10 protein-coding genes are annotated in these 18,883 nt (G+C 70.9%); 6 read left to right on the top strand and 4 right to left on the bottom strand.

The window, feature by feature from the left end; translation table 11 throughout:
* Positions 1–3 precede the first annotated feature (3 nt).
* From JQX13_RS11625 to msrB, 4 genes are all read right to left on the bottom strand, one after another.
* Positions 4–2,349 (bottom strand): IPT/TIG domain-containing protein, encoded by a 2,346-nt coding sequence (locus JQX13_RS11625; RefSeq protein WP_203409079.1) that lies wholly within the window; start codon positions 2,347–2,349, stop codon positions 4–6.
* Positions 2,350–2,364: 15 nt separating this feature from the next.
* Positions 2,365–4,614, bottom strand: coding sequence for an invasin domain 3-containing protein (locus tag JQX13_RS11620; RefSeq protein WP_203409078.1), 2,250 nt, complete (start codon positions 4,612–4,614; stop codon positions 2,365–2,367).
* A gap of 73 nt (positions 4,615–4,687) precedes the next feature.
* On the bottom strand, positions 4,688–5,236 hold the full coding sequence (locus JQX13_RS11615; RefSeq protein ID WP_203409077.1) for a DUF6748 domain-containing protein: 549 nt from the start codon (positions 5,234–5,236) through the stop codon (positions 4,688–4,690).
* A gap of 85 nt (positions 5,237–5,321) precedes the next feature.
* The gene (gene msrB / locus JQX13_RS11610; RefSeq protein WP_203409076.1) at positions 5,322–5,771 is read right to left on the bottom strand and encodes a peptide-methionine (R)-S-oxide reductase MsrB; all 450 of its coding nucleotides are present in this window, start codon (positions 5,769–5,771) and stop codon (positions 5,322–5,324) included.
* A gap of 271 nt (positions 5,772–6,042) precedes the next feature.
* Between msrB and dnaN the strand changes: the two genes are divergently transcribed.
* The 6 genes from dnaN (at position 6,043) to JQX13_RS11580 (ending at position 17,217) form a co-directional block, all read left to right on the top strand.
* Complete coding sequence (gene dnaN, locus JQX13_RS11605; protein WP_203409075.1) at positions 6,043–7,149, top strand: DNA polymerase III subunit beta; 1,107 nt, start codon at positions 6,043–6,045, stop codon at positions 7,147–7,149.
* A gap of 17 nt (positions 7,150–7,166) precedes the next feature.
* Positions 7,167–8,279 carry an acyltransferase family protein gene (locus JQX13_RS11600; protein WP_203409074.1) on the top strand — a complete coding sequence of 371 codons (1,113 nt, stop codon included), beginning with the start codon at positions 7,167–7,169 and terminating at the stop codon, positions 8,277–8,279.
* 67 nt (positions 8,280–8,346) lie between these two features.
* Complete coding sequence (locus JQX13_RS11595) at positions 8,347–11,475, top strand: sensor histidine kinase (protein WP_203409073.1); 3,129 nt, start codon at positions 8,347–8,349, stop codon at positions 11,473–11,475.
* Between the two features lie 247 nt (positions 11,476–11,722).
* Positions 11,723–15,130, top strand: coding sequence for a PAS domain-containing protein (locus JQX13_RS11590; RefSeq protein ID WP_203409072.1), 3,408 nt, complete (start codon positions 11,723–11,725; stop codon positions 15,128–15,130).
* 30 nt (positions 15,131–15,160) lie between these two features.
* Positions 15,161–15,622: a response regulator gene (locus tag JQX13_RS11585; protein WP_203409071.1), complete on the top strand. Its 462-nt coding sequence runs from the start codon at positions 15,161–15,163 to the stop codon at positions 15,620–15,622.
* Positions 15,619–17,217, top strand: coding sequence for a sensor histidine kinase (locus tag JQX13_RS11580; protein WP_203409070.1), 1,599 nt, complete (start codon positions 15,619–15,621; stop codon positions 17,215–17,217). The genes JQX13_RS11585 and JQX13_RS11580 overlap by 4 nt, the downstream gene beginning before the upstream one ends.
* Positions 17,218–18,883: the final 1,666 nt, after the last annotated feature.

Here is an 18,883-nt window from a genome sequence, read left to right as displayed (position 1 = left end):
GGCTCACTTCACCGGCGCCGGGCAGCTCGCCTGCAGGCTGATGCAGGCCGAGCCCGACTTGCTGTTGTCCGTGACATCGGTGGCGGTGACCAGCAGACAGTCGTGGGGCGTCTTGCCCGCCAGCTCGCTGATGATGACGTTCGGCTCGGTGGTGGTGCCCGCGCTGAAGGCCTGCGTGGTGATGGGGGAGATGTTGCCGAACGGCGTCACCGTGAGCCGGGCCGTCCCCGTGTACGAGGTGACGACGTTGCCCCACGTGTCGAGCGCCCGCAGGGTGAGCTTCCACCGGTCCCTCTCCACGATGCAGTCCGGCGCCTGGACGTCGAAGCGGACGAGGGCGCCGGGGTGGATGTCGAAGGTGCCGGCCTGCTGCCCCTGGAGGTCTCCGGAGACGACGGTCACCCGCGTGCCGGGGTGGGACTGCGTCACGGTGAGGTCCACGTCGGCCTGGCCCTGGAAGCCGCTGAAGGTGGAGGGCGTGACGCGGCTGCCGTCGATGTTCTCGGCGCCGAGCTTCAGGGTGTACACGTCCCGGGTGGTGTTGCCATGGGCGTCCACCGCGCGGATGCGCACCCGGAAGGGCACGCCCGCCTTCTGCGCGCCCGGCGTGTCCTCCACCACGAAGCGCCGCGTGGCGCCAGGGCGCACGGCGAAGCCTCCGGTGGAGGTGCGCAGCTCTCCGGGCTCCTCGGGCGTGCCCTCGACGAGCTCCAGGTGGGTCTCCTCCACGGCGGTGGTCAGTGTCACCGGGAGTTGGATGGAGCCCGTGAAGATGCCGGTGGTGGTGGGGCTCAGCGCGCCCTCGGGGACGCCGGCGGCGGAGAGCGTCACGGACATGGACGTCTCCGAGGGGTTGCCGAAGCGGTCCAGTGCCTTGATGGTGAGTTCGAAGGGCTCGCCCGCGCGCTGGGGCCCCTGCACGGGCGACACCTCCAGGCGCGTGGGCCGGCCTCCGAGAATGGAGAACTCCTGCGAGGCGCCGGTCACGCCGGCCACGCTTCGGTAGGTGGCCACCACCTTCACCGTCTGCACCCGGGTGAACTCGGCGTCGAAGGCGGCCTTGCCCTCCTCGAGCACCACGCTGCTCAGCGAGAAGCCCGGATCGAAGGGGTCGGATTTCAGCAGCACCTCCTCGGTGTCGTGCGTGCGGTTGCCCCACTCATCGAGCGCCTGGATGACGAAGTGCTCGGCGATGCCCACCTGCAGGGGGCCGGAGCCGGAGCGCTGAACCTCCAGGCGGCGGACGGGTCCGGGCTTCACCTCGATGCCCACCGCATGGGGCTCCAGCTCGGTGAGGGTGTCCTGGTTGATCGCCCTCACCGACAGGAGCACCTCCGCCGCGCTGCGCGTGTCCTTGTAGAGCAGGGACAGGGTCCCCGCTTCCTGCATGGTGAGGGAGAGGGTCGGGTGGTACGCGTCGGACGTGTCGACGGCCAGGCCGCCGCCGGGAGAGGTGGTACGCAGGTCGAGCTGGAGGCCCTTGGCCGGGAGCGAGGCCGGGCCTCCGCTGGAGTCCAGCACCTCCACGCCGAGCGGCACGGGCTGTCCGGCCACCAGGGGCGAGAGGGGCACCCGGGTGAAGCGCACCGCGGTGGGGGGGCCGAACCGTCCCACCGCCACCGTCTGGGTAATGGAATCGAGCTGGCCGCTGTTGGACTTGAGCGTGTGGTAGCCCGGCGTGGTGTCCTTGTACATGAGGTCCACCCCCGACTCTCCGGGCGCGAGCGTCACCACCAGCTCGGCCTCGGCCGTCTGCTCCTGGCCCAACAGGGCGACGAGGCCGGTCTTCGAGTCGCTGGCGATGCTCAGGGTGCGCGGGGTGGAGGTGGGGGTGGGCAGGCCATCGTCGTCCCTCAGCTCGAGGCGGATGGCCTCCGTCCACTGCTCGGGGTGGGCCCAGCGTATCGAGGTGACGAAGACGAGGCGCTGCACGTCCCGGTCGATGACCGTGAAGGCGCCGGGCAGGGTGGCGGAGCGGCCCTGGGCATCGGTGACGGTGATGTCGTGTTGGCCCGGGGGAAGGGTGGCCGGAGCGGTGGCCTCGAGCGAGTCGCGGGAGACGAATTGCACGCCATAGGCGCGCTCGGGGCCGATGCGCACCTCGAAGCGGTTCTCCAGCGAGGGGGGCTCCTTCGTCGAGCCCAGGTCCACCGACAGATCCGGCGCGAAGGCACCGCTGAGCGTCAGGCGCTCGGGGGCGCCGAAGGGCCCGCTCTCGGGAGACACCTTCTCCAGGCGCGGCGTGTCGGAGCGGGTGCCGCAGGAGAGCACGCAGACCAGGAGCCATGCGAGCGGGAGCGGGCCGGGCGAGCGCCGGAGCCAAGAGCCTTCCACGGTACGGGAGCGCATCCGTGTCTCCTTTCGTCAGAGCGGGAACCGGTAGCCGAGTGAAGTGGAGAGCCCGCCGATGGGGCCCTGGAAGGTATTGCCCGCGGGGAGCCGGGCGAGGCCATAGCGCCCCTGCAGCACGAGCTCACCCGGTCCGTACGCCCAGGTGAGTCCGAGCCGCGCGTGCCCACCGAGCACGGGGGTGAGCAGGCGCTGGGCGCCGCCCTGATCCAGGCTGAGGCGCCAGGTGATGCTGACGAGGTGCGCGTCGAGCCCGGCGCCGGCATAGGCGGAGAGCGGGCCCCCGAGGGGCACGAGCCAACGCGCACCGGCGGACAGGGTGGTGGTGAGGGCGGTGCCGGACAGCTCGAAGGACTCGTGCGCCGTGCTCTCGCCGCTCAGGGAGAAGCCTCCATGGGCCACCTGGAGCGAGGCGCTGGCGGCGAGCCGCTCGCCGAACGCGTAGGGCCGTACGTCTCCCTCCAGCTCCAGGGCGGGCTGCACCAGCCGGCCGAGGTTGCTCTGCGCGCCGAGCCGCACGGTGAAGCCCCGGGGCGTGCGCGAGCCGAGGGTGAGCCGGGCATCCCCCCGGGCCTCGCCGGCCGCGGCGAGCAGGGTGGCCACGCCGCCCTCGCATCGGGAGGGCGCATGGAAGCGGGTGACGAACTCGCCCCCGCCGAGCGACGCCACGCGCTCGAAGTGTCCGTGCTCGGCCTGGGTGCCCGCCGCGCTCAGGGTGATGGGCACGCCGTCCAGAGGGTTGCCGTTGGCGTCCTCGACGAGGAGGTGCACCTGTGCGCTGTCCTGGCCGTCGCAGAGCACCGCGCGCTCCTCGGGGCGCACGCGCAGGCGGGCGGGGGGGCCGGGGACGAGCCGCACGGTGGCGCGGGCGAGCTCCTCCCCCCAGCGGGCCTCGACGCGCGCCTCGCCGGCCTTGCGGCCCGCCACCAGCTCGACGGTGGCCTGGCCCTCGCGCATTCTCACGGAGGCGGGCACCGTGCCGAGCGTGGTGGAGAGGGACACCTCCGTCCCTTCCGGAACGAGGGCGCCTTTCGCGTCGCGGGCGGTGAGGTGGAGCTCGAGCCGCGTCGCGCCATCCGCGGGCAGCTCGTGCGTGCTCGGCTCCAGGGTGAGCCGTGGAGGAGGGCGCAGCGTCAGGGCGAGCGAGGCCGGGGGCGCGCCATCGAGGAGGGCGTCGAGCCGCGCCTCTCCTCCGCCGACGGGAGCTCGGTAGCGCGCCAGATAGGTGCCATCTCCGCGATCCTGCAGGGGGGCCACCTCGCCGCGCGTGGCCTGGAGCCGGACGGGTTGACCGGGCAGCGCGCGTCCCCGCTCGTCATGGACGCTCACGGTGACGTCCGTGCCCGAGCGCCCATCCGCGAGCAACTCGCGCGTGACGGCCTCCAGGGTGAGCACGGGCTTCACGCCGGGCCTCAGTTCCACGCGGACGGAGGAGGACTCCCCACCCCCCGACTGGGCGGTGAGCACCGCCTCGCCCGGGGAGGCCCGGGGGAGGGGAACGAAGGTGCCCACGTGGACACCGGGTGCCACGCGCTGGGGCTCGAAGGTGCCTCCGCTCCGCGAGAAGGACGGCGGGGTGTCCAGCGGCGCACCCTGACCGTCGATGCCGAAAGTCCAGACGCGCACGCCGTGCACGCCGTCTGCCTCGAGGGAGGACTCCGCGCTGATCAGCAGCACCACGGGCCGGGACGACACGGGGAGCGGCAGGGCCTTGTGCCGTGCCGGCTGGCCGGGCTCCGTGGTCGTCACGGTGGCCTGGGTGTGGGTGGGGCCGAGGAGCACGGACACCTCGGCCTGTCCCTGGGCGTTGGCGCGCACGGGGCCGTAGAGGGTGTCTCCGATGCGGACCTCCACGCGGCCCAGGGGCGGGAGCCCGGTGAGTGGCAACACCTGGCGGCGCTGCACCTCGAGCACCACGGTGGCCAGGGCGCCCGAGGAGGGGGACACCGCGGCGCAGAGGATGGGCGCGAGGGTCTCGGCGCGCGGCGGGGCGAAGGTGGCCTCGAGCGTGTCGGAGGCGGAGCGCCGCGTGGAGAGGAGCCGGCCCGTGCTGCACGCGAGGCGCGCGTCGGCGGGCAGCCCGGAAAGGGTGAGGGTGGAGCGGGTGTCGCGTCCGGAGAGGAGCTGGCGTGGTGAGGCCTCCAGCCGGGGAGACGGCACCGCGTGGGCGGAGCCGGCGAGCAGGAGGTACGGCAGGGCCAGCAGTCCGAGGAGCCCCCGGGCCGCGCGCATGACATGGGGTGTGATGACCACTCGCCCCATCATGACGGAAGCCCCCCTGCCGGTGAACCCGGAGGGAGGCAGGAGGCTCCTTCCGGGAGGATGTGGGACGGGGGGACTACCGGCCCTCGACGACCTTCTTGACACGTAGCACGGTGGCGGCGCCACCAGGGCCCGCCTTGGGCACCGTGTCCACCGTGGCTTCCACCTTGAGTCCGGCGCCGCGGCCCTGGACGGACTCGAGGAGGGTGGCGCGCCGATCCTCGGGCAGGCCGAGCGCGGAGAGGTCCACATCGGTGATCTGAATGCCCTCCGCGCCGGGCTGGTCCACCGGGGTGGCGATATAGGACGGGCAGGGCGCGGTGATGCAGCGCACCCCGCTGTCCTTCACCAGGTACACCACGGGCTTCGCGGCGGCGGTGTCCCGGGCGCCGGTGTCGGCGCCGTCGGTCGGGAGGGCCTGCCCCCGCTTCCCGGCGGCGTCGGCCGAGGCGGAGGAGGACGGGGCGGGCTTGGAGGTGGGAGGCGTTTCCATCAGGGGCGCGGGCTGGGTGGTGGGTGCGGAGGTGGACTCGGTGGGCCGGGGCTCGGGGGTGGTGCGGTTGCTGCAGCCGGCGAGCAGGCCGAGCGCGAGGGCGGCGGAGAGGAGGGGATGACTCGAGGTCATGGTTCGGGCTCCGGAAGGGACGCGGCGGTCTCGCCGCCTCCCGGGGTGATACCACTTCCTGTTCCTGGCGGGGCGCATGCCCGGGTTATTCGGAGGCGAAGGCGCCGAGCTCCTCGCCGAGCTCCTCCGCGCGCAGCTGCTCCTCGGGCTCGAAGACGAGGGCGGCCGAGTTGACGCAATAGCGCAGCCCGGTGGGCGGCGGCCCGTCATCGAAGACGTGGCCGAGGTGGGCGCCGCAGCGGCTGCACGACGCCTCGGTCCGGGTGTGCAGGAAGGTGCGGTCATCGTGGTGGGCGATGTGGCTGGACTTGATGGGCGCCCAGAAGCTGGGCCAGCCTGTGCCCGAGTCGAACTTCGTCTTCGAGGAGAAGAGGGTGCAGCCGCAGCCGGCGCAGCTGTAGATGCCCCGGCCGTGGTGATTCCAGAAGGCGCCGGTGAATGGGGGCTCCGTGCCCTTCTGCCGCATGATCCGGTACTGCTCCGGGGTGAGCTGCTCCCGCCACTCGTCGTCGGTCTTGTAGAACCTGTCGTGCATGGCGCCTCCGCGTCCTGCCCGCCCTAAGTTATGGGGGCGGGGCTGGCTGGAAGCAGCGACCGGTCGGCTGGTCGGTAGGATGAAGTGCTACCTGTATGCCCGTGCGCGGGGAGGCAGTTCAAGTCCCCGTCTCCCCGTATACTGGTCGAGTCGGCATGACCGCAGACGTCAGGTTCGTTGACGGCTTGGCCCCCCCGGGCTACATCCGCCTCGGGCGGCCATGGAGCCGCCGTTCTTTCCCGTAACCCCCCGGTTCTTCAAGGACCCCGAGATGGAATTCCGCATCGCCGCCGACGAGCTGAAGAAGGCCCTCTACCGCGCCCAGGGCATCGTGGAGCGCAAGACGACGATGCCCATCCTGGCCAACGTGCTGGTCACGGCGCACAAGTCGGGGGTGACCGTCACGGCGTTCGACCTGGAGATCGGCATCGTCTCCGAGCACCCGGCCGAGGTGGTGAAGCCGGGCGCCGTCACGCTGAGCGCCAAGTACGTCTTCGACATCGTCCAGAACCTGCCGGACGCCCACGTCACGCTCAAGAAGCTGGCGAACAACTACGTGGAGATCTCGAGCGGCTCGGCGCACTTCAAGATCGTCGGCACCGCGCCCGAGGAGTACCCGAAGCTGCCGCGCGAGGAGAGCGCCCCGCTGGTGCAGGTGATGGGCAACACGCTGCTGGAGATGATCAAGAAGACGCAGTTCGCCATCTCCACGGACGAGACGCGCTACATCCTCAACGGCGTCTTCTTCGAGCCGCAGGCCGGCGGCAAGGTGCGGATGGTGGCCACGGACGGTCACCGCCTCTCGCTCATCGAGCGCGAGCTGCAGGGGGACTTCAAGCTCAAGGGTGGTGTCATCATCCCGCGCAAGGGCCTCTTGGAGCTCAAGAGGCTCCTGGACGAGGCGCCGGACGCGGAGTGCCACCTGGGGTTCGCGGAGAACTCGGCGCTCTTCAAGAAGACGGGCCTGACGATGGTGATGCGGCTCATCGACGGGCAGTTCCCCGAGTACCAGCGCGTCATCCCCAAGGAGGGGGAGAAGGCGGTGCTGGTGCCCAAGACGCGGCTGCTCGAGGGCCTCAAGCGCATCGCGCTGCTGAGCGCGGACAAGAGCTACGCGGTGCGCGTGGGCCTGGCGGAGAACCAGCTGCTCATCACCGCGAACAACCCGGACCTGGGTGAGGCCAAGGACGCGCTGGACATCGCCTACCGGGGCACCCCCATCACCATCGGCTTCAACGCGCGCTACCTCATCGACGTGCTGACGGTGACGGACACGGACGAGGTGGCCTTCGAGCTGGGTGACGAGCACAGCCCGGGCGTGCTGCACGCGCCGGGGGACCGCAGCTTCACGGCCGTCGTGATGCCGATGCGCGTCTGAGCGAAGTCGTCGCACCCATGAGCAGCTCCCAGCCTTCCGCCGTCGCGCCGCCCGCCCCGGTGCCAGGCCCCCGCGACACGGGGCTGGACCGTGCGCGGGCGGTGGCCGTCATCGCGATGGTGATGGGCCACACGCTGGACGCGGTGCTGTCGGACGCGGCGCGCGGGGGCCCGGGCATGCGGGCGTACTGGTCCATGCGGGCCGTGACGGCGCCGCTGTTCCTCTTCGTGGCCGGGTGGGCCTTCGCGACGACGGTGCGGCGCACGGGCGCGCATGGCCCCCGCGTGCTGCGCCGGTACCTGCCGCGCGTGGGGTTGCTGCTCGGCTGGGGCTACCTGTTACGTTGGCCCGGTTGGGGGCTGCCAGCGCTGTTCGCCGGGGAGCTGGCGGTGTGGCGGCACTTCCTGGCCTTCGATGCGCTGCATGGCGTGGCGGGGGCGCTGCTGCTGGGCGCGGGCGTGCTGGCGTTGCTGAAGGGGCGGGCGGCGCGGATGGCCGCGCTGGCCTTCCTGGCGGTGCTCTTCCCCTGCGTGAGCGCGGGGTTGCGCGCGGTGGTGGAGGCGGGCGGGTGGCCGCTGGCGCTGGAGCAGGCGCTGGTGGGCAGGACATCCAGCTTCCCGCTCTTCCCGTGGTCGGCGTACTTCTTCCTGGGCGGCTTCACGGGGTTGGGGCTCGCGGGTGTGAGGCGCGTGCCGCACTGGTTGTGCCTCATGGGCCCGGGCGCCGTGCTGCTCGCGCTGATGACGCTGTGGGGCGGGGACCCCGGGAGGGGTGCTCCCACGCTGGTGCTGTGGCGGGTGGGCCTGCTGACCGTGGTGGCGGGGCTGGCCATGCTGCTGCCCTCGCGGCTGGACGGGCTGCTGGGCCCGGTGGGCCGCGCGTCGCTCTGGGTCTACGTGGTGCACCTGCCCATCGTGTACGGCTGGTCCACCTTCCCGAGCCTCGCGGGCTGGTTGGGGCACTCACAGGACGTACTGCCCGCGCTGGGCCTGGCGCTCTCTGTACTGGCGGTGTCGCTGGGGCTCGCACTGCCAGCGAAGAAGCTCTACGGCCGTTGGCGCCGGAGGGCCTCGGCTCCCGATGTGTCCGCCGCGTCGGCGCTCGCCTCCAAGCCCCCCGTCTCGGGCTGAGCCTCCGTCTTCCCGTATACTGAAGCGACAGCCGCGCCACCCCGCTTCAGAAGAGGCTTCCGGAGTCATGTCGTCGCATCGGTTCGCCATGTTCCTGGCGGTGGTCCTCGTTTGCTGGGGAGGCGACGTGGCGCGCGCGGGGGAGCCCCCGGGGCGCATCGGCTTCCGGAGCTACGGCACGGATGCCGGCATCGAGAACCAGGACATGTCCTGGGTCTTCCAGGATGGGGAAGGGTTCGTGTGGGTCTGCGCGGCGGACGCGATGTACCGCTTCGACGGTGAGCGCTTCGAGCGCTTCGGGCTGGAGGCCGGCCTGCCCTCGCCGATCGTGAACGACGCGACGCTCGACGCCGAGGGGCGGTTGCTCCTGGTGACCCGGGGCGGCGTGGTCCGCTGGGACGGCAGCCACTTCGTCTCCGTGCCGATGAACGGTGTCTCCTCGCGGGTGCTGCGGCTCCGTCTGGACGCCCGGAAGCGGATGCTCGTGGGCAGCGAGGACGGTCTGTTCGTGGAGTCGGAGCCGGGACGCTTCGTCCTGTCGCCCGGGTGGCCGGGTGGCGCGGCCCAGGTGCTCTGGGTGGATGCCTCGGGTGCGCTCCAGGTGGGCTCGGAGTCGCGCCTGCTGACCCGGGATGTCCACGGGGTCTGGAGGAGCCGCCGGCTGCCGGGGCCCGAGCTGCGCAACATCCTCTCCATCGCGCGGGACGGACAGGGTCGCCTGTGGCTGAGCGGTGATGGGTGGCTCCTCGTGCAGTCCCGCGAGGGAGGGGTGCTCGAGGAGCGCTCCCATCTGCTCGCGGGGGGGCTGGGCGCGGGGCACCGGTTGCGCGTGGGGCGGCGCGGGCAGCTCCTCGTACCGAACAACCGGGGCCTCATCGTGGTGGAGGGGGAGCGCTCGGGGTTCCTCCGGCTGGGCCTCACGGAGCGCTCGGCGCGGATGTGGGACGTCCTGGAGGACGAGCAGGGGACGCTCTGGGTCGCCAGCCTGGGCGTGCACCGCTCCGTGGGGCGTGGCCTGTGGACCGTGCACGACTCGGCCACGGGGCTGCCGTCGAGCATGATCTGGGGCCTGGACCGTGGTCCCGATGGGACGCTGTGGGTGGGCAGCGATGTGGGGCTGTCACGCGGCACGCCCGAGGGGTGGGTGCCCGTCGGGCTGAGCGGCTATTCACTCAAGGCCGTGGTGGTGGCCCCGGACGGCGCCGTGTGGGCCGCGGGCAACCCGGTGGGACTTCATCGCTACGAGCCCTGGAGCGGACGAGCGCGGACGTTCGCCGAGGCGGACGGCTACCCGGCGCGCTACACCTTCGACCTGCACTGGGAGCCGGATGGCACGCTGTGGGCGGCCACCACCAGCGGGCTGATCCGCGGGGTCCGCATCGGCGAGGTGTGGTCCTTCCAGATGGTGCTGGCCAGCAAGGGGATGTCCTTCTTCGGCGTGGAGCGGGACGCGGCGGGACGGCTGTGGGCCGCGGGCGACGGGCTCCACGTGCGCGAGAAGGGGGTGTTCCGGCGCCTGGGCACCGCCGAGGGGCTGCGCAACGACCGGGTGCGCTACCTGGCGATCCGGCGGGATGGCCGTGTGTGCGTGTCCTATGACGACCCCCTGGGCCTGAGCTGCTTCACGTACCGGGACGGGCGCCTCGTCGACGGCGTCCACCTGGACCGGAACACGGGGCTCCACAACGGCATGGTCTACTTCGTGGGGGAGGACTCGGTGGGCCGGTTGTGGGTGGGGACGGGGGCCGGGGTGCACGTCGTGAGCGCGGACGGCGTGTTCGAGCAGTTCGGCGCGAGCGGGGGCGCCCCGGGCGACGACTGCAGTGGCAACTCCTTCCATGCGGACCCCGATGGGCTGGTGTGGGTGGGCACCTCGAGTGGCCTCGGCCGCTTCGAGGGGGCGGGCTACTTCGGCCCGGCCGAGCCTCCGCGCGTGGTGTTGCTGGACACCGTGCTCGGCTCCCGCTCCTTCCCCCGGCCACCGCCGGAGGGCCTCGAGTCCACCCTTGGCGAGTCGACGCTGGACGTCCGGCTCGCGGACCTGGGCGCGTTCGACGAGCGGCGCGTGGAGCACGAGGTTCGCCTGGTGGGGCTGGACGACTGGCACCCCACCGCGGGCCGCTCGGTGCGCTACAGCGCCCTCTCCCCGGGGAGCTACCGCCTGGAGGTACGCGCGCGCAACGGACGGGGCCCGTGGGGGCCCGTGGTGGGGTTCTCCCTGGTGGTGCATCCGCCGTGGTGGGCGGCCTGGTGGGCGCGGGGCCTGGGGGTGCTGCTGCTGGGGGCGTGCGTGGCCGGCGTGGTGCGCTGGCGCGGGCTCGCCCTGAAGCGCGAGAACGTGGAGCTGGAGCGCCAGGTGCGGGCCCGCACCGCCGAGCTCGAGCGGGCCCGCGAGAAGGTCATCCAGGCGGAGAAGCTCTCCGCCATGGGTCAGCTCCTGGCGCGGCTCTCGCACGAAATCAACAACCCGCTCACCGCCATCCACAACAACCTGCCTCCGGTGCGCGAGTACTTCGAGCAGCTGGAAGAGGTGCTGCGGCTGTGTCGCGAGCGGCTCGCCGCCCACCCCGAGGACGCCGGGGTCGTCGAGCGGCTGTGGAAGGAGTTGGACATCGACTTCGTGCTCCAGGACACGCCCGAGGCGCTGGAGGCGATGCGGCACGCCACGGAGCGCATCCGCTCCATCCAGGAGGACCTGCGCGCGTTCCTGCGCGGGGATCGCCCACGCCTCGAGCTGGATGATCTCAACACGTTGGTCCACGAGACGGCCGAGCTGGTCCGCCGCTCGTTGCCCCGCGGCGCGAGGATCGACGTCCGGTGTGGCGAGGTGCCCCGCTTCCCCTTCCACAAGGGCCAGCTGGGACAGGTGCTGCTGAACCTGATGCGCAATGCCTTCGACGCCATGGGCAACGAGGGCCAGGTGCGGGTGAGCACGGACGTGCGCGACGGCATGGTCGAGCTCGTGGTGGCCGATGACGGTCCGGGTATTCCTCCGGAGGTGAGGGAGCGCATCTTCGAGCCCTTCTTCTCCACGAAGGACGTGGGGAAGGGCTCGGGGCTGGGGCTGGCCATCTGCCAGCAGATCGTCACGGAGAACCACGGGGGGACGCTCGTGCTGGACACGTCCGTGGCGCGGGGCGCCTGCTTCCGGGTGCGGCTGCCGCTGGCCACGTCCAGGCACGCGGTGGCGGCCTGAGGGACTTTCGCCTGCCATGAGCCGGGCGGTGGGACCAGGGATGGAATGCCCGGTTGCTTTCACTTCCAGTGAAGTCGGACGGCCTGGGAAGACCCGAGTTGTTCTCTTCCCATCAACCTGCCGGTCCGCCATGGACCGACTTTCTCGGGGGAGGCGCGAGCCATTATAGGAAGAGCCGGCGCCCGGCCACACGCGTCCCCCCTGCGTCCGAATGGCGGAACCGGAGTGCCACGGAGTCACGTACACCATGACCGTTGTCGCCGCGCGTCCAGAAGCCCTGGTAACCCCCGGGCAGGCGAGCGTCCTGCTCGTCGATGATGACGCCGCCAACCTCGCCGCCGTGGAGGCCATCCTCGCCCCCCTGGGCCAGCGCCTGGTGAAGGCGGGCTCCGGACAGGAGGCGCTCCGGCGCGTGCTCGAGACGGACTTCGCCGCCGTCCTCATGGATGTGCGGTTGGGGGACATGAGCGGCGTCGAGGTGACGGCGCTGTTGCGCCAGCGGGTGCGCAACCAGCGGACCCCCGTCCTGCTCATGACGGCCGGGGACGGCGACGAGCGCGAGGTGCTCGAGGCCTACGCCCACGGGGCGGTGGACTACCTGCGCAAGCCGCTCGTGGCCCCGGTGCTGCGCGCCAAGGTGGCCGTGTTCGTGGAGCTCCACCTCGCCCGCGAGCGGATGCGGCTCCAGGAGGAGTCCCTGCGCGCCCGCGAGCGCGAGACCCTGGAGGGCTCCCACCGGGAGATGCTCCACCACCTGCTCATGCAGGCGCCAGCGGCCATCGCCATCACCCGCGGGCCCGACTTCGTCTTCGAGTTCGCCAATCCCCTCTATTCGGAGGTGCTGGGCCGCCCCATGCAGTTGGGCAAGCCCCTGCGCGAGGTGCTCCCCGAGGTCCTCTCCCAGCCGGAGGTCATGGCGGCCCTCCAGGGCGTGATGGAGACGGGCGAGTCCTTCCAGGCCAACGAGTTCCCCATCGCGCTGGACCGGAAGGGCAACGGGAAGCCGGAGGAGTATTTCTTCAACCTCATCTATCAGGCGGTGCGCGACGCGGACGGGCGCCCCACGGGCCTGCTCACCTTCGCCGTCGACGTGACCGAGCATGTCCTGGCGCGGCGCCGCAGCGAGCGCCTCGCCGAGGAGCTCCGCCTCCAGACGGGGGCACTGCGCACCAGCGAGGAGCGGCTGCGGCTGGCCGTCACCTCCACCGCGCTCGGCACGTGGGACCTCGACCTCCTCACCGGGGCGCTCCGGTGGGATGCGCGCTGCAAGGAGCTCTTCGGCCTGCCGCCCGAGGAGGACGTCACCTACGAGCGCTTCCTCTCCCTGCTGCACCCGGAGGATCGCCAGCCCACCGACGACGCCGTGCAGCGCAGCTTCGACCCGGGGGGCCGTGGCGGCTACGACATCGAGTACCGCACCGTGGGTCCGTACGACGGCGTCGTGCGGTGGCTGCGCGCCACGGGCCGGACCTACTTCGAGCAGGGCCGCGCGGTGCGCTTCATCGGCACGGTGCAGGACATCACCGAGCGCAAACGCTCCGAGGCGGAGCGCCTCGAGTTGCTCGCGCGTGAGCGCCGTCGGGCCGAGCTGCTCAAGGAGCTGGCGCAGACGGCGGTGGCCCTCAACTCGGCGGACAGCCTGGATGCCATGCTCGCCCTCACCACCGAGCGGGTCCGGGCGCTCGTCGGTGCCCACCAATCCGTCATCAGCCTGACGGAAGATGGCAACTGGACGCAGGCCATCAACGCCGTCTCGCTCTCGGACAAATACGCGGCCTGGCGCGACTACGGCGAGAAGACGGACGGCAGCGGCATCTACGCCCTGGTCTGCCGGACGAACCAGCCCCTGCGCATGACCCAGGCGCAGCTCGAGGCCCACCCGATGTGGAAGGGCTTCGGCCGGCACGCGGCCACGCACCCGCCCATGCGCGGCTGGCTCGCCGTGCCGCTGGTGGGCCGCGATGGCAGGAACCTCGGCCTCATCCAGCTCTCCGACAAGCTCGAGGGAGACTTCACGGAGGAGGACGAGCTCATCGTGGTGCAGCTCGCGCAGCTGGCGAGCGTGGCCGTGGAGAACCAGCGGCTGTACCAGCTGGCCCAGACGCAGCGCAGGAACCTCTTCGAGGCGCTGATGCAGCTGCCCGCCTCGTTCGCCGTCCTGCGCGGTCCCGAGCTCGTCCACGAGATGGGCAACCGCGTCTACCAGCAGCTCACGGGCGGGCGCCCCCTGCTGGGGATTCCCGTGCGCCAGGCCGTGCCCGAGCTCAAGGGACAGGGCTTCTTCGAGATGCTCGACAACGTGTACCGCACGGGCGTGCCCATCCAGAAGCAGGAGGTCCCCACCCGCTGGCACCGGACCGCCGGCGCGCCCCTGGAAGACGGCTTCTTCAACATCGCCTACCAGCCGCTGCGGGACGCGGAGGGGAAGGTGGAGGGCATCGTCGCCGCCGCCTTCGAGGTCACCGAGCAGGTGCTCGCCCGCAACAAGCTCGAGGCGCTGGCCGCGGAGCTGCGCGAGAGCGAGCAGCAGTTCCGCTTCCTGGCCGATTCCATCCCCCATCTCGTGTGGATCGCCGACCCGGAGGGGGTGGTGACCTGGACCAACGAGCGCTGGACCGACTTCACCGGCATCACCACCGAGCAGATGCGTGGCTGGGGATGGAAGGCCGTGCACGACCCGGCCGATGTCGAGCGGGTGGTGTCCACCTGGCGCAGGGCGCTCTCCGAGGGGGTGTCCTGGGAGGAGCAGTTCCGGTTGCGGCACAAGGGCGGCGGGTTCCGGTGGTTCCTCGCGCGCGCCATCCCCGTGCGGGACACCGAGGGCCGCATCGTCCGGTGGTTCGGCACCAACACGGACATCGACGAGGAGCGGCGCACCGTCGAGAACCTCCGGCGCGCGGAGGAGGAGATCCGCCAGCTCAACGCCAGCCTGGAGCAGCGCGTGCGCGAGCGCACCACCCAGCTCCAGGAGGCCAACAAGGAGCTGGAGTCCTTCAGCTACTCGGTCTCCCACGATCTGCGCGCCCCGCTGCGCCACATCACCGGCTTCGCCCAGCTCCTGGACCGGCGCGCGGGTGCCTCCCTGGACGACGTGTCCCGCGGCCACCTCAAGACGATCCTCACCGCCGCGCAGCAGGGGGGGCAGCTCGTCGATGACCTGCTCGCCTTCTCCCGGATGGGCCGGGCCGAGCTGCGTCAGACCCGGGTGGACCTCAGCGCGCTCGTGCAGGAGATCCGCCGGGAGCTGCTCACGGAGGCGAATGGGCGCGAGGTCGAATGGCGGGTGGGCGAGCTGCCTTGGGTGGAGGCGGACCCATCCCTCCTCCGGCAGGTGTTACGCAACCTGCTCGGCAACGCATTGAAGTACACCCGGCCCCGGCCCCAGGCGCTCATCGAGGTGGGGGCGAGGGAGGAGGCGGGCGAGGTGGAGATCTGGGTGCGCGACAACGGCGTGGGCTTCGAGATGCAGTACGTGGACAAGCTCTTCGGCGTCTTCCAGCGCCTGCATACCGTGGAACAATTCGAGGGGACGGGCATCGGACTGGCCAACGTGAGGCGCATCATCTCGCGGCACGGAGGCCGGACCTGGGCCGAGGGAGCCGTGGACCAGGGCGCCACCTTCCATTTCACGCTACCCCGGGCCACGCCCTCCTGACATGCCGCAGCGGCAAGGACGATCATCCCCGTGACCGAGCTCAAGAGAATCCTCCTGGTCGAGGACAACGCCAACGACGTGGCCCTCACCCTGGCCGCCCTGGAGGAGGCACACCTGGCCAACGAGGTCGTGGTGGTGCGTGATGGGCAGCAGGCGCTCGACTTCCTGCGGCGGCGCGGGTCCTACGCCGACCGGCCGGATGGGCACCCCGCCGTGGTGTTGCTGGATTTGAAGCTACCCAAGGTGGATGGGCTCGAGGTGCTCGCCCAGGTGAAGAACGACCCCGAGTTGAAGCCCATCCCCATCGTGATGCTCACCTCCTCGCGCGAGGAGCAGGACCTGACGCGCAGCTACGGGCTGGGCGTCAACGCCTACGTGGTGAAGCCGGTGGCCTTCCCTGACTTCGTCGAGGCCCTCAAGGACCTCGGGCTCTTCTGGGCCGTGGTGAACCAGCCGCCCCCGGGGGCCCTGCCTCGCGGAGGTGCGCGATGAGCGCCACCCGCGGAGCCCTGGAGGTCCTTCCGTCCCACCCCAGCGGGGAACCGCTGTCCCTCCTCCTGCTGGAGGACAGCCCTCTGGACGCGGAGCTCATCATCGCCCAGTTCGAGGAGGGAGGACTCTCCATCCAGGCGGAGCGCGTGGACAGCCAGGCGGACTTCACGCGGGCGCTGGCGCGGTGCCGCTTCGACATCATCCTCTCGGACTACAACATCCCCGGCTTCGATGGGCTGAGCGCCCTGGCGGCCGCGAGGCTCGCCTGTCCGGACACGCCCTTCCTCTTCGTCTCCGGCGCGCTGGGAGAGGAGCGCGCCATCGAGCTGCTCAAGCGCGGGGCGACGGACTACGTCCTCAAGGACCGGCTGGAGCGCCTGGTGCCGTGCGTGAAGCGCGCCCTGCGCGAGGCCGAGGGGGAGCTGCGGCGCAAGCGCACCGAGGAGGCCCTGCGCAAGTCGGAGGAGCGCTACGAGCTCGCCCTGCGCGCCACGTCCGATGCCATCTGGGATTGGGACATGGAGACGGACACGCTGCTCTGGCACGGAGGGGCCGTCGGGCAGGTATTCGGTTACTCCCCGGAGGAGCTGGGGCCGGATGTGGAGGGCTGGTCGCGGCTCATCCACCCCGAGGATCGCGAGCGGGTGCTGGCCAGCCTCGAGCGCGCCAGGGAGTCGCGGGAGGAGCACTGGCAGGGGGAGTACCGCTTCCTGTTCAAGGACGGGACGTGGGCGCACGTGGTGGACCGGGGCTACATCGTCCGGGACGCGGGAGGAAAGCCCGTGCGCATGGTGGGGGCGATGCAGGACATCTCCGAGCGCAAGCGCGCCGAGGAGGAGCGCCAGCGTCTTCTCGAGGAAGCCCACCAGCGTGCCGAGTTCGAGCAGCAGCTCATCGGCATCGTCAGCCATGACCTGCGCAACCCGCTGAGCGCCATCCTCACCGCGGCGGCGCTGATGCTGCGGCGGGAGGACACGCAGCCGTGGCAGGCCAAGACGGCGGCCCGCATCGTGTCCGCGGCGGAGCGTGCCCACCGGATGATTCGCGACCTGCTCGACTTCACCCAGGCGCGCATGGGGGGAGGCATCCCCGTGCGGCCCGTGCCTTGCGACGCCCACGAGCTCACGCAGCACGTGGTGGACGAGGCCCGGACGGCCCACCCCGAGCGCGACATCCAGGTGTCTCGCGGCGGCGATGGCCAGGGGCACTGGGACTCGGATCGCATCGCGCAGGTGCTCGCCAACATCCTCGGCAACGCGCTGAAGTACAGCCCCGAGGGTTCACCCGTGTGGGTCGAATCCCTGGGCGTCGGGGCGCATGTGGTGCTCCGCGTGCGCAACGCGGGCGAGCCCATCGCGCCGGAGCTGTTGCCCCGCCTCTTCGAGCCGCTCACGCGAGGCAGCGGGCGGCTGGAGCGCTCGGACCGGAGCATCGGCCTGGGGCTGTACATCGTCCGTCAGCTCGTGCTGGCGCACGGAGGCACCGTGGAGGTCGAGTCCACGGCCGCCGAGGGCACCACCTTCACCGTCCGGCTGCCCCGCATGCCTCCCGCGGCGAGCGTGGAGACGTCCGGGGCCGAGCCACGGGGCGGGTAGTCGAGGGAGCGTCGGAGCCGCGCTCCAACCAGCGCGGGACGGGCAGCCGCTTGGAGCGCGGGAAGGCGGGGTTGAAGAGCTTGCTCGCGTAGGGGTTGCCGGAGTCGCACAGCACGGTGACGACGGTATGCCCCGGCCCCATCTTCCTGGCGAGCCGGATGGCCCCGGCGACATTGACGGCGCTGGAGCCGCCGAGACACAGGCCCTCGTGCTCGAGCAGTTAAGAGGACGGGGAGGGCCTCCTCGTCGGAAATCTGGAGGAACTCGTCGATGGGGGCGCCCTCGAGGTTGGCGGTGATGCGGCCCTGGCCGATGCCCTCGGTGATGGAGGAGCCCTCGGCCTTGAGCTCGCCGCGGGTGTTCCAGTTGTGGCTGTCCACGAACAGTGAGCTGACCACGGTTACGTTATCAGTAGGGTTGAGATGCCGACTTCTACGGTGAGGTCACAAGTTCAAGATCCATTGGACTTCACCTGGGCCAGCGACGAGTGGCGCCTTTCGGTTATGGGGGGCGGGCTCACTGTCGTGTTGTCGCACTGCGGTGAGCGCCTCATGCCCCGCGCTCGTCGGCAAACCCATCAAACTCATCGATACCGGGGTTCAGCGAATACCAAGGGGACGACCTGGGCTTCTCCGATGCGGCCAAGGTCGGTTTCCGACGCCTGACTCCTTCGATGGGGCGGGGGGGCGGAATTTCAAGTTGGTTCTGTTGCACGTCTGCGAGGACTTCCTCCACGCACTTGCTCAGTCGCTCTGCGTGCGATGGACTGAGCGCCCAATCTCCTTTCTGGGCTGGGATCAAGCAGGGAGGTTGCAGCGAGTCATCTCTAGATACCTGGGTTTCTGTGTGCGCGCTTGAGCGCGTAGCTCTAGGGGATCGCGCTGTTCGGCATGGGTAATGCGGAAGCGGCGATGCCGGAACGTTTAAACCCCAATCTGGAGTGGGAGAGAGTATCCCTCGCGGGAAGAGGGTAGGTGCTGATGGTGGTTGACTCCAAACGCGGCGGTGGTAGAAGCCGCGCCCCCTCGACTGGGCGAAGTCGCAACGGCGGCGGAGAACCCGGGCGGGCAGAAAGACGGAATACGGAGTCAGCAACACGAAGTTGACTCCAAACGCGGTGGTGGTAGAAGCCGCGCCCCCTCGGACGGGAAGGCGAAGCCGCACTGGCGGCGGAGAACCCGAACGGGCTGAAGAAGGAATACGGAGTCGGTGGTACGGAGTTGACTCTCAACGCGGCGGTGGTAGAAGCCGCGCCCCCTCGACAAAGCGGAAGTCACCTCGGTGACGGAGCTTGGCGGGAGGGAGCAAGAGAGTCAGCGAAGGCGGTTGACTCCAGGTGCGGCGATGATAGAAGCCGCGCCCCCTCGGACGGGAAGCGAGGCCGCAACGGCGGCCGGGAGCGCCGGACGAGCGAAGTGAAAGAGGAAATAGAAAGTCAGCGAGCGAAGTTGACTCTCAACGCGGCGGTGGTAGAAGCCGCCTCCCCACGAAACGGCGGAAGTCGCGCAGGCGACAAAGCCGGGACGGGGCGGAAGAAAGAGTCGACGAAGCGAGTTGACACGAGACGCGGAAGTGAAGTAGATTCCGCGCCCCCTCGACAGGAAGAAACAAGGCGCCCCGGCGCGGTGTTGACTCCTCACGAGGCGAAGCGGTGAACGGGGCGGCA

The organism is Archangium violaceum (genome assembly GCF_016859125.1).
Taxonomy (GTDB): Bacteria; Myxococcota; Myxococcia; order Myxococcales; family Myxococcaceae; genus Archangium; species Archangium violaceum_A.
Note: the sequence above shows the minus strand (reverse complement) of the source record. Positions and strands in the feature narration are given on the sequence as shown.

Coding starts and splice junctions, on each gene's coding strand:
- JQX13_RS11620 (WP_203409078.1), bottom strand. CDS start 4,614: ATGATGGGGCGAGTGGTCATCACACCCCATGTCATGCGCGCGGCCCGG.
- msrB (WP_203409076.1), bottom strand. CDS start 5,771: ATGCACGACAGGTTCTACAAGACCGACGACGAGTGGCGGGAGCAGCTC.
- JQX13_RS11590 (WP_203409072.1), top strand. CDS start 11,723: ATGACCGTTGTCGCCGCGCGTCCAGAAGCCCTGGTAACCCCCGGGCAG.
- JQX13_RS11615 (WP_203409077.1), bottom strand. CDS start 5,236: ATGACCTCGAGTCATCCCCTCCTCTCCGCCGCCCTCGCGCTCGGCCTG.
- JQX13_RS11580 (WP_203409070.1), top strand. CDS start 15,619: ATGAGCGCCACCCGCGGAGCCCTGGAGGTCCTTCCGTCCCACCCCAGC.
- JQX13_RS11600 (WP_203409074.1), top strand. CDS start 7,167: ATGAGCAGCTCCCAGCCTTCCGCCGTCGCGCCGCCCGCCCCGGTGCCA.
- JQX13_RS11625 (WP_203409079.1), bottom strand. CDS start 2,349: ATGCGCTCCCGTACCGTGGAAGGCTCTTGGCTCCGGCGCTCGCCCGGC.
- dnaN (WP_203409075.1), top strand. CDS start 6,043: ATGGAATTCCGCATCGCCGCCGACGAGCTGAAGAAGGCCCTCTACCGC.
- JQX13_RS11595 (WP_203409073.1), top strand. CDS start 8,347: ATGTCGTCGCATCGGTTCGCCATGTTCCTGGCGGTGGTCCTCGTTTGC.